Annotated in this window: 6 protein-coding genes and 3 pseudogenes; 5 read left to right on the plus strand and 4 right to left on the minus strand. The window is 60.9% G+C overall.

The genetic code is table 11. The features are described 5' to 3' along the window. Positions 1–83: 83 nt before the first annotated feature. Together HAP54_RS32115 and HAP54_RS32120 are read left to right on the plus strand one after the other, a co-directional pair. Entirely contained in the window at positions 84–1,148 is a 1,065-nt protein-coding gene (locus HAP54_RS32115) for an IS630 family transposase (protein WP_166204319.1), read from the plus strand. Positions 1,149–1,318: 170 nt separating this feature from the next. Then, positions 1,319–1,522 (plus strand): cold-shock protein, encoded by a 204-nt coding sequence (locus HAP54_RS32120; RefSeq protein WP_166294260.1) that lies wholly within the window; start codon positions 1,319–1,321, stop codon positions 1,520–1,522. Between the two features lie 1,007 nt (positions 1,523–2,529). Here HAP54_RS32120 and HAP54_RS32125 read toward each other — a convergent pair. From HAP54_RS32125 to istA, 4 genes and pseudogenes are all read right to left on the minus strand, one after another. Next, entirely contained in the window at positions 2,530–4,212 is a 1,683-nt protein-coding gene (locus tag HAP54_RS32125) for a PHA/PHB synthase family protein (RefSeq protein WP_210297512.1), read from the minus strand. 131 nt (positions 4,213–4,343) lie between these two features. Beyond that, entirely contained in the window at positions 4,344–5,753 is a 1,410-nt protein-coding gene (locus HAP54_RS32130; protein ID WP_166293515.1) for an integrase catalytic domain-containing protein, read from the minus strand. 329 nt (positions 5,754–6,082) lie between these two features. Further along, positions 6,083–6,925 (minus strand): annotated as a pseudogene (gene istB / locus HAP54_RS32135) (IS21-like element helper ATPase IstB); the annotation flags it as partial. An 8-nt stretch (positions 6,926–6,933) separates the two neighbouring features. After that, positions 6,934–8,424 (minus strand): annotated as a pseudogene (istA, locus tag HAP54_RS32140) (IS21 family transposase); the annotation flags it as partial. Positions 8,425–8,538: 114 nt separating this feature from the next. On the opposite strand from istA, the pseudogene HAP54_RS32145 reads away from it, so the two are divergent. From HAP54_RS32145 to HAP54_RS32155, 3 genes and pseudogenes are all read left to right on the plus strand, one after another. Beyond that, positions 8,539–9,621, plus strand: a pseudogene (locus HAP54_RS32145) (IS1380-like element ISBdi2 family transposase); the annotation flags it as partial. An 861-nt stretch (positions 9,622–10,482) separates the two neighbouring features. Beyond that, positions 10,483–10,614, plus strand: coding sequence for a hypothetical protein (locus HAP54_RS32150; protein WP_283843178.1), 132 nt, complete (start codon positions 10,483–10,485; stop codon positions 10,612–10,614). Positions 10,615–10,626: 12 nt separating this feature from the next. After that, the gene (locus tag HAP54_RS32155) at positions 10,627–11,700 is read left to right on the plus strand and encodes a glycosyltransferase family 4 protein (RefSeq protein ID WP_166294263.1); all 1,074 of its coding nucleotides are present in this window, start codon (positions 10,627–10,629) and stop codon (positions 11,698–11,700) included. The last annotated feature ends 319 nt before the right edge of the window (positions 11,701–12,019 follow it).

Consider the following 12,019-nt stretch of genomic DNA (forward strand, 5'->3'; position numbering starts at 1 on the left):
CCACATGACCGAATCCCCTTGGTCCAATGAGGGAATGCTAGTACCTACTGTTCTTAAAGCGTGAGTCGTGATTCAAGGTCGGGATGATACCCGAAGCAAGAGAAGTCCACCTTTCGAGGAAAGATCGCAAGGTGCTTGAGGCGTGTTGCCGCTCCCCGGTGACGTTGCAGCGCGATTTGAAGCGGGCGCGGATAGTTCTGTTGGCGGCGGATGGACGCAGCACTCGGTCGATCGCCAAGGAAGTTGGGGTCCAGCCGCGGATTGTCAGCCTTTGGCGGCATCGCTATGCCGACCAAGGCCTTGAAGGGCTGCAAGACAAGCCGCGACCGGGCAAGCAGCCAATCTATACGAAGGCCACCGACAAGCGGATTCTGAAGCTGCTGGACAAGCCGCCGCCGGACGGGTTCGCACGCTGGACCGGGCCCCTGCTGGCCGGGGCGCTGGGCGATGTTGACGTCCAATATGTCTGGCGGTTCCTGCGCAGCCACAAGATTGACCTCGCGGCTCGTAAGTCCTGGTGTGAGAGCAACGACCCGAACTTTACGGCCAAAGCCGCCGATGTTGTCGGCCTCTATGTCGCCCCGCCCGCGAAGGCCATTGTGCTGTGCGTGGACGAGAAGCCCTCGATCCAGGCTTTGGAGCGAGCGCAGGGTTATCTGAAGTTGCCCAATGGCCGCGCCTTGACCGGCCAGAGCCACGATTACAAGCGGCATGGCACCACAACATTGTTTGCGGCGCTCGAAGTCGCCACCGGAAAGATCATCGCGGCGCATTCAAAACGCCGACGCCGCGTCGAGTTTCTCGACTTCATGAACAGCGTCACCGCGGCTTTTCCGAACCGGAAGCTTCACGTCATCCTCGACAACCTCAACACCCACAAGAAGAACGAGCATTGGCTCAAGGCCCACCCCAACGTGCAATTTCATTTCACGCCGACAAGTGCGTCTTGGCTCAATCAGGTCGAGGTATGGTTTTCGATCTTGCAGGGGCAGTCGCTCAGCGGCACCTCCTTCACAAGCCTCACGCAGCTTCAGGAGCACATCGATGCCTACGTCAACGCATACAACGACAGAGCCGAGCCCTTCGTCTGGACCAAGAAAAAGGTCCGTCAACGCCGTTTCAAAGGCCGCCGTATCACTCAGCTCTGATACTGGGTACTAGGCCCGGTTTGTTTCGGGCAAGCTTCACGAGCTCCGAAAATGGTTTCGTCGAGCGGTGGTCCGGAAAAAGGACCCGCCGATTTATGCTGCCGGTTCCGCTTGCGATTTACCGCGCTAGCGCTACGCTGGAAGCCTTACTTAAGAGCTGGAGAGGCGACGTGGCTACAGGTATTGTTAAGTGGTTTAATCCAACCAAAGGATACGGATTCATTCAGCCCGACAACGGTGGCAAAGACGTATTCGTGCACATCTCGGCGGTGGAAAGGGCCGGTCTGAGCGGCCTCAATGAGGGTGCAAAGGTTAGTTACGAAGAGCGAGAAAATCGGGGCAAGACTTCCGCCGAGAACCTACGGGTGGGCTGACGCAGACTGTCAGGCCCAAGTGGCGATGCAGGGAGTGATCATATGGCTCCCGCGATCAGGTTGCTCCCCGGCCGGGAGTATTAGTGGCGACCTTGGCGCTCCCCGCGCCAAGGTCGCTTTCGTTTGGTTTTCGCGCTCGTTTTCGACGGGCGGAAATGATGTTTCGTTCACGCGGAACCACCCGCGCTGTTAGAAACGGCCCCGGCCGAACGGCCTAAGAACGCGGTACCGGGAAAAGCGACTGTCCTCGCGGACTACTGCGAAGGTTTGGTTACAGGAACGCCTGGCGATATCGGGCGTAGTTTGGTTAGGTCCCGGCGTCAGGTCCCCCAAGCCCGCCGGGAGTCAGAATGGCGACCCCGGCCTGCCGCCCACGCCGGGTCGTTCCTTTGCGCCGGCCAGTTTCTGCATCGTTTTTCATTCATTTATGTAGCGCAGCGCGATTTTAGAGTGATTGACTGGGAGAAGGTGTCCAACCCGGTCTAGCTGGAGGCTTTCTTTCTCGCCGGCCTGTTGAGGCGTTTCCGGTCTCCGGCCCCCGCTTTTCGCTTCATCAGTTTGTATTTGGTGTCGGCGGGATCATGCCAATGTCGAGAAATGATCTTGAGCGGCGCCGTCCGTCGTCCGCTCGGAGACGTGACAGCCAATTGGACGGGGGGGGGCGGTTCGTTGCGGTCTCGGGCTCGGCCTTCAATGGAAGCCGGTCGCCCTTACCCGAGGTCTCCGCCCCGGGGCAAGAGGCCGTGGTGAGCGCTTCGGGCGCCGGATTCGGGTCTGACGGAAATGGCACTTGCCGTAACCTACCCATTCCCGGGAGCCCGATGAAGTCGGCAGCGCGCGTGCCCGGCTCGGGCATCTTCTCGCAGGTCTCGTCGAGAGCCGCCAGTATGCTCGCGTGCCGTAGGCCGCCACCGCGCCGGATGGGTTGGCCTTTTTTATAGACGGCAAATTGGCAAGAGATGGCCCCGGTATCTTGCACCCTCGGGTTAACCCGTACAAAACGCCCGTCAGTTCGACCGTTGCTTGACGTATCGCCCGGGCGCACTTTCGACGACGTGATACCGAGCATTTCCGGGTTGTGATGGGGCTCCGGTGGTTCCGGTGGAGTAGCGCTTCATCCAAGCGTCCCAATCGGGCCACCAGCTTCCCGGCTTCTCCTCGGCCCTTTCCAGCCACCCTGCGGCATTGCCATCCAGGCTTTCGTGGACCCAATAGTTGCGCTTCTTGCGCGCTGGCGGGTTGATCACACCCGCCACGTGACCACTCGCTGCAAGCACAAAGCGAGGATCCGTTCCAATAAGCTCCTTCGATCGGTAAGCGCTCTGCCAAGGCACGATGTGGTCCTCACGCGAGGCCAGCAGATAGAGCGGTATCTTGACCTTGGAGAGATCGATAGGCACGCCGCATTGCTCCGTCGCGCCGGGTTGCTTGATCTTGTTTTCAAGGTAGGTGTTGCGCGTGTACCAGCAATACATCGGACCTGGCAGGCTGACGCTGTCGGAATCCCAATACAGAAGGTCGAACGCCTCCGGCGGCACACCCTTCATATAGCTATCGACTACGTAGCGCCAAATTAGGTCGTTCGCGCGTAGCGTTCCAAAGGTGAATGCCAGTTCCTTTCCCGGCAGAATGCCGCCCATTCCGATCGTTGCCTCGCGCATCGCCACCGAATGCTGGTCGATAAGTAGACCGATTTCGCCGGTATCGGCGAAATCGATCATTGTAGTTAAAAGCGTCATGGTCGCTAGTTTATCTTCTCCGCGTGCCGCAAGCACGCCGGCAGCACAGCTCAAGATGGTGCCACCAACGCAAAAGCCCAGAGTATGAACCTTTTCGACATTTGCGATGTCGCGCACAACGTCGATGGCTTTCAACGGCCCGAGTGTCAGGTAGTCGTCCCACGTGAGATTTTGAGTCTCGGTAACGGCGCTACGCCAGGAAATCAGGAATACCTGCTGCCCCTGGGTAACGGCATATTCGACGAACGAGTTTCCCGCGCCGAGGTCGAGCAAATAGTACTTGTTGATGCAGGGCGGAACGATCAACAGCGGAGCTTTTTCCACATCAGTCGTCTGCGGCGTGTATTGAATGAGTTGAATCAGTTCATTCTCGAAAACCACCGCGCCGGGCGTCACCGCAAGATTGCGACCAATTTCGAAAGCCGTTTCATCCACCCGGGTGATGCGTCCTTTCTGGATATCCGCGATCAGATTCTGCATGCCGGACGTCAGGCTCGCGGACCGCGTACGGATGGCAGTCCGGATAACCTCGGGATTGGTCGCGGGAAAGTTCGACGGGCTCATCGCATCGATGAATTGTCGTGCATAGAAGCGCAGCTGAAGCTTGGACGTGTCGTCGACTTGCGCCTGGTCGACAAGATCCGACAATTGCTTCGAATTCGATAAATAAACTCGCTTAAGCAGGTCATAGTAAGACGAATACCCCCAGGCCTCGTCCTTGAATCGCCGGTCGCCTCGGGAGGCTCGTGTGGATGAATCCGCCCCCGGCGCGGATCTATCGCCCAAAAAACCGCGCCAAAAATCCACGATCGGCGACCAGTATTGTTGCTGCAAGTTCGCCGCGACGGCGAAAGGGGGCATTCCCCCACCTTTCGCAGGTTTGCCCTCGAGACCCATGGCAGCAACGAGTGCGTCGTCGAATTGCTCGGTTGCCTTCTGGCCGGCTTGCATCAGGCTTTCTAGTACCTACTGTTCTTAAAGCGTGAGTCGTGATTCAAGGTCGGGATGATACCCGAAGCAAGAGAAGTCCACTGTCAATCGGCCTGCAAATTTGACCCCTCGTATTGCCTCAGGAAGTAATGTTACCCGGGATGAAGGTCTACGAACTGCCCCAGACCGGTCTCGAGCCGCGGCCAGCTCGGTGGAGAGGCTGTGGGCGGGGCGGAGTGCTCATCACACGCAGCGCCGTCCACAGCCTCGGGCCGTATTTCATCCACGGGCATGGATACGATGGCTGTCTCCGCCACCTTCCGCCGGAGGGACCGAAGCAGGCGCTGAACGATCGAATGCTGCTTGTCGCTGAACATCGAAGGATCGATCGTGGCGAGCCTGCCCACGATGGCCAGTGCAGTGAGCTGTGGCTCGACGGCGAGCCAGTTCTCGATGATCGCGAGATGGGGATCGAGCTTCGAGGGCATGCGAATACGCTTTTTGTATCGCCGTTTCGGCCGGCGGTGCGTGGCCCGCACTTCGGCGGTGTTTGCCGCCGTGCCGAGCGATCGGGCAAACGAGAGCGGATCAGCCGGCGATACGGTGGGAACCTTCGCAAGACCGCGCTTGCCGATCCGTTCGCCGAGCTCTTCCTGCGCCGTGCGGATCGTGGCAAGCAATTGTATGGGATCGAGAGTCCGATACGTCTGGCGCAGACGGCGCTTGACCGCTGATGGGAGTTTCGGGTGCCCCAGTGCACGTTCGTATGGTGTGGCAGGCGGATGATAGCGTTTGATGATCTTGGCACCCTCGCGGCGCTTCTCTTTGAGCTTGAATGACGGCTGGAAGAAGTTCACCAGCAGGCGCGCCGCCGCGTAGAGACGTGCCATCACGCGGGCCGTCTCGACCCCGTCGAAGCGCCCGTATCCGACGAGCCGCCGGACCACCGCACCGTTCTTCTGCTCCACGAAAGCCTGATCGTTCTTTTTGTAGGCACGTGACCGCGTTACCTCGATCTTCTGTGCTCGGCACCATGGAACGACGACGTCGTTCATGAACGCGCTGTCGTTATCGAAGTCGGCGCCACAGATCACCCACGGGAACAGGCCCTGTGCTCGCGTCATCGCTTCCACGACGAGGCTGCCATCGCGTGTCACCAGGGGCAGGCATTCCGTCCATCCTGTTGCGATGTCCACCATGGTCAAAGTCTGGATAAACGAGCCGGCGACGCTGGTCCCACCGTGCGCGACCATGTCGATCTCGCAAAAGCCTGGCGGCGGGTTTGCCCAGTCATTGAAAGTGCGGATCGGCACCTCGCGTCGAATCGCCGAGTAGAATCCGACTCGCCGCCGGCGCCCCCCAGCAGCCGCAATTTTAACGTCGATCAACATCCGATCGATCGTCGCCGCGCTCAGAGTTGTCAGCAGCGCACGCTCTGCGCTCGTTGGCTTCAGCCGGCCATGCCGCTCGAGTGCGGGCAACAGCACTGGGATCATCGATACGAGGCGCTTACCGCAGACGCGATCGGAGGCTTCCCACAGCGCGATCAGCGCGTCGCGCACGCTGGCGTATTTGCGTCGCCGACTTGTCGCTGGTTCGGTTGGGCTCGTTGCCCCTTCGTCCAGTGGTGGTCTGGGCCTGTCCCTTCCGGCAACCGACAGTGCTCGCACCGCGTGCTTGCGGTGCCAACCCGTCGTTGCTGTCAACTCGTCAAGGATCCGTCCCTTCTCAACTCGTCCAGCCGCACGGTAGCGCCTCGCCACCACGGCCAACACCTCGCGCCTTGCGCCCATGCTGATCCCGCTCGCCATTGGCGCCACCGACCTGATTCGGTAACGCCGCCCCAGTCATCAGCGGAATTGTTCGGTAACATTTTCGATGAGGCAATGCGCCCCTCATCGGCGTCCAATTTTGACCCCTTCGTGCGGCGGGCTTTGCTGGTAGCGCTCGTCTCGTCGGAGCTGGCCGGGATAGCGGAGGCGAGACGAGCGCGGGTGGCGTGATCGTCGTCTCGGCTCTTGAACCGCCAGCTATCGTTGCCGGTCTCGACAATGTCGCAGTGATGGGTCAATCGGTCGAGCAGCGCTGTGGTCATTTTGGCGTCGCCGAACACGCTCGGCCATTCGCCGAAGGCGAGATTGGTCGTCACGATGACGGAGGCGCGCTCATAGAGCCGGCTGACGAGGTGGAAGAGGAGCTGGCCACCGGACTGGGCGAAGGGCAAATAGCCGAGTTCATCCAGCACGATGAAGTCCATCCGGGTCAGATGCTCGGCGAGCCGTCCTTGCCGTCCGTTGCGGGTCTCGGTCTCGAGGCGATTGACGAGGTCGACTACGTTGAAGAAGCGGCCGCGGGCACCGGATCGGATGCAGCTTCTGGCGATGGCAATGGCCAGGTGGGTCTTGCCTGTGCCGGTGCCGCCAACCAGCACGACATTGCGTTGCTGGGCGATGAAGCCGCCGCTGGCGAGATCATTGACGAGAGTCTGATTGATCGGCGTGCCGTCGAACTGGAAGTCGGCGATGTCCTTGGCAAGCGGCAGCTTGGCAATGGTCAGCTGGTATTTGATCGAGCGGGCCTGCTTCTCGTTGATCTCGGCGTTAAGCAGGTCGCCGACAATGCGCTGAGGTTCGTGCTGGCGCTTGACGGCAGTTGCCATGATCTCGTCGAAGGCAGCCTTCATGCCGTAGAGCTTGAGCTCGCCCATGAGGTCGAAGATTTGGGTTCGTTCCATCAGATGGTCCTCCGGAGGTTGTCGTAGCGGGCACAATCGGCGATCGGTGCATGACGGAGCGTCAGTGCGGCCGGCGTCATGATGTTGGCCGGTGGGGCGGGTTCACGTTGACGGGCCAGGATGTTGAGCACGACATCGGCGGAATGGACGCCATGACCGAGCGCTTCGGCACAGGCCGCTTCCACCGCGGACAGACCGTCAGTCAGCACCGCGGTGAGGATGTCGACCATCTGCCGATTGCCATCGTCGGTGCTGGCAAGCTTGCGCCGGATCCGCTCGATCGCGGCCGGCAGCACCCAGTCTTTGAAGGGAGCGCCGTTGCGCAAGGCACCGGGTTTGCGAGCCAGCACCGGCACATAGTGCCAGGGATCATAGGTCGTCTCGCCGCGGCCAAAGGATCGCGGGTGCTCGGCAACGATGCGTCCATCCTGACGGATCACGATGCGGTCGGCATAAGCCTGGACTTCGACCGGCCGTCCGACTGCGCTGGCTGCGACCGAGTACTTGTTGTTGTCGAAGCGCACCAGGCAGGTCTTCGAGACCGATGCCGTCACCGCATGGAAGCCGTCGAAGCGGCCGGCATAGGGAACGAGCTTGGGACGCTCGGCTTCGAACACTTCCCAGATCGTCTGATCGACCAGCTCCGGGTGGCGATGAGCCTTGGCGTAGGCGATGCATTTGTCGAGCAGCCAGGCGTTTAACTCGTCGAGGTTTTTGAACCGCAGCCGCGGCGTGAAGAAGCGCTCCCGGACCAGCCCGACCTGGTTCTCGACCTGCCCCTTCTCCCAGCCCGACGCCGGCGTGCAGGCGACCGGATCGACCAGATAGTGGCTGCACATCTGCAGGAAGCGGCGATTGTAGAGACGCCCTTTACCGACGAAGATCGTCTCTACGGCGGTCTTCATGTTGTCGTAGATGCCGCGGGTGCAGGTGCCTTTGAACAGAGCGAACGCCCGGTCGTGGGCGTCGAACACCATCTCCTGCGTCTCCCGCGGATAGGCCCGCACGAACAGCATGCGGCTGTGACAGAGCCGGACATGGGCGGCCTTCACCATCACCGTGGTCCCGCTCAGCAAGACCACCTCGTGGCTCCAGTCGAACTGGTAGGCTTCGCCTGGGGCAAAGCTCAGCGGGACATAAGCCGCCGCGGTCGATTGCCCGCGTTCTTTGCTCCACCGCCTGGCGTAACGCCGCACGGCATCGTAACCGCCGTCGTAGCCGCGGCCGCGCAGCTCTTCGAAGATCCGGATCAACGTCAGCTGTTCACGAGCCGATTTGGCCGCGTTCGCCGCCAGCAATCCGTCAAGCTCTACTGCCCATCGTCCCAGCTTTGGCCGCGGCTGCACCTGCCGCTCGTACTCGAAGGAGGTCTCTCCCGACCTCAGCACCTTCCGGACCGTGTTCCGCGACACCTTCAGGTCACGGGCGATCTCCTTGATCGTCTTGCCCTTGATGAAGTGCTCGCGCCGGATCCGGGCAATTGTCTCCACGATCAGCATCCCCCACCACCTGCTTCGTTCCAAAGCAGGCAGCGCAACAGATCAATCTGTAGGGGGTCAATTTTGGACGCCGATCCCCCGGCTTAGGGGGTCAATATTGCAGGCCGAATGACACTCGATCATCTGCGGTCCGATCCCGCATTCAAGCTGGCCTGCGGACGGCTGCCGGACACGGGTCGCGATCTGTGTTCCCAACCGACGCTGTCGCGGCTGGAGAATGCTCCGCGCCTGCGCGACGTGATCCGACTGACCTACACTTTGGTCGACGCATGGATGGATAGCTACCCGCGCGAGCCGGCATCCGTCACGCTTGACATCGATGATACCTGCGATGTCGTCCACGGCCATCAGCAGCTCTCGCTGTTCAACGCTCATTATGACGAACGCTGCTTCCTGCCGATCCACGTCTACGACACGGAGAAGAGCCGGCCCGTGGCGGTCGTGTTGCGGCCCGGCAAGACGCCGGGCGGCGTCGAGGTGCGTGCCCATCTGCGCCGCCTGATACGGCATATCCGGACGCGGTGGCACAACACGCGAATTACGTTCCGTGGCGACGGGCACTATGCCCGGCCGGAGGCAATGGCGTGGTGCGAGACCAACGGCATCGACTACATCTTCGGTCTGTCCGGCACCAAGCCGCTCGCCAGAAAACTCGACGAGGCCGCCGACGACATCCGCACGCGACGCGCCATCGAGAACCTGCCGGTTCTGCGTGGCTATACCGAGACGCGCCACAAGGCCAAGTCCTGGGATCGCGAACGGCGTACCGTCGCCCGTATTGAGGCGACGATGCTCGGCCTCGACATCCGTTTCGTCGTCACCAGCCTCGATGTCGGCTCGGCCGAGTGGATCTACGACAGCCTGTATTGCGCGCGCGGCCAAGCCGAGAATCTGATCAAGCTGCATAAGACACAGCTCGCCTCCGATCGCACCAGCTGCCGTTCGGCGCTCGCCAATCAAGTCCGCCTCGTTCTCCACACCGCCGCTTATTGGCTGATGCTGACCGTGCGCGACGCGATTCCCAAAGCCCGGGAATTGGCCACAGCCGAGTTCGCGACGCTGCGTCTTCGTCTCTTGAAACTCGCTGCCCGTGTCGTCGAGACCACGAGCCGCATTCGCCTTGCGTTTGCCGCGGCATGTCCCGAAGCCGACCTGATCCGCGGCTTGCCAGGCGCGCTGCTGCCTCTCGGTCCTTGACCGGCGGGGCGTCCGCCCCCCGTTCGCCCAACCTACACCTCAAGCGCGTTGCAAAGTACGGGTCGGTCAGGCGGTGAAAAGCCGAAGGCAATCCCGCGCGCCTCGTCAGAGCAGATGTGCGGCCACATCAATCGGACTAAAAAAAGCACTCTCACGAATAGGACGGGCTAGATAGGCGGAGGGATCTCCCTGCGAGGATCTGCTATCCATTTGCACCTCCCGCGAACGGCGTCACTTACAGGACAATCTTACTTCCGGTCGTCGGCCACAACAGCGTAATTTTCGCCGTCGGCGGCTCCGGCTTTGTTGCAGCGCACGCATTAGACCCTGCGGCAGCACGGACCCGTGGTCAAAAAGTGTCACTGACCTTCAAGGCGCGAGGCCGGCCTGGGTCGGAGATCGTCAGGCAGCTTCGCCGGAAACCTTCATCTAGCTTCTTCTTCAATGAGTCTTTGCCCACTTGCCAACGGAAGACATGTGCTTGTCGTTCCTGCCGAGATCACGACTGCGACCGGGAGCAAGCCTAGGACCAGACGCTAACCCGGTAAATCTTCCCTAAGGTAATTCGGTTCAGCAGATATCGATCTCCGGGAAAAAGTAGAAACTTCCTCCGCCCAGATGAGTTGGCATTCGAGGAATCTACTTCGGAGTCTCGAGCATGGTCGCCCACGGCCAACTACGGACGGCGATTGATACGGCTTGGTGCGTCTACCGTGCGAAGCGTCGCGACGTCGATGCACCGGACAGCCGTCGATGTCTGCTCGAACGCCATCTGCAGACGAGGCGGGAACTGCGCGAGTGCGATGCCGAAGAGCTTACCGGATTAGGCATTGCTTACCTCGAGCGCCTTCCCGACGACGCATGCTGAAGCGCATGGAGGTGCTGATCTGGCAGCTGGCTAGCGAGAGTGCCAGACCGGAATGGACGCTGTTGGCATTTTCTTACGTTGCTTCCGCAGCGGTCGTGATTGCGCTGCGCTCGGTCTTCGACTAGTGGGCGGTCCCGATGCGTATCGCCCAGCTTGCTCCTTTGGCCGAAAGCGTTCCCCCGAAGCTCTACGGCGGCACCGAGCGCGTTGTCGCCTGGCTGGTGGACGAACTGGTCGAACTCGGGCACGACGTCACGCTGTTTGCGAGCGGCGATTCCCGGACGCGCGGCGAGCTTCACGCGGTCTGGCCGCGTGCGCTTCGTTTGGGGAGAAAGGGGGCGGATCCGAACGCCGCCTGCGCTCTGCTGCTCGAAGCTATCGCGCAGCGGGCGAGGGATTTTGACATCATTCATGCCCACATCGACTGGCTGCCCCTTCCGCTGCTCAGCCGCCTGGGCGTGCCGTTTCTCACGACCATGCACGGGCGGCTCGACCTGCCGGGATTGGGCGACGTGGTGCGAGAATTTCCGCGAGCCCCCTTCGTCTCGATTTCGGACGATCAGCGTCGGCCGCTCCCGGACGCGAACTGGAGCGGGACGATCCAGCATGGACTGCCCGTGGATCTGTTCCGCCCGTACTACGAACAAGGATCCTATCTGGCCTTTCTCGGCCGTCTCACCGCGGAGAAGGGGCCGGAGGATGCCATCCGCATCGCGCGCGAAGCCGAGCAACCTCTGCGCATCGCTGCCAAGATTCCTCGTAGCGAGACCGTCTACTTCAAGAAGGAGCTTGAGCCTTTCATCGACGGCAAAAACGTTCGTCTCGTCGGAGAAGTCGACGACGCCAAGAAGCAGCGGTTCTTGGCCGAGGCCGCCGCGTTGTTGTTTCCGATCGATTGGCCGGAGCCTTTCGGGCTGGTCATGATCGAAGCGATGGCATGCGGAACGCCCGTGATCGCCTATCGCTCGGGCTCTGTTCCCGAGGTGGTAGAGGACGGCGTGACCGGCTTCATTGTCGAGGACGAGAAGCAGGCAATCGCGGCGGTGCATCGGGTTGGGCAATTGGATAGACGAAAAATACGTCGCCGCTTCGTGGAACGCTTTTCAGCGACGCGAATGGCGATAGAGTACGAGGTGTTGTACCGAAAATTGGCCGCTGGTGGCTCTGCGCAAGCAAGCGCTGGCTTAAACATTCAACCGTCGGGTACGTGAAAGGCCGCGAAAGTTGTGGCGCGAGAAAGCAAGGCGGGTTCTCATGGTTTGCTTGTCGCCCTGACTCGATGCGCGACTGAGTATCGTCTCGTTGGAAGCGCCACGGCGTTCTCAACGATGTTCGAGATCAGTTGTCTAGAGATCTGTCGCATTCTACTGGGGCGTGAATGGCGTTGTCCTCGACGATTTCCGGCTTGACGGCGCAGTTCGACAATGACCTGGTGCAGGACCCGTTCAAGCGGCGCTCAAATCATTCCGATCTGGGATGATACCTCCTTCCAACCGACCGGGCGAAATTGAGCACTTTGTCGATCAGTCC

This window comes from Bradyrhizobium sp. 2S1, from assembly GCF_011516625.5.
Classification (GTDB): Bacteria; Pseudomonadota; Alphaproteobacteria; order Rhizobiales; family Xanthobacteraceae; genus Bradyrhizobium; species Bradyrhizobium septentrionale.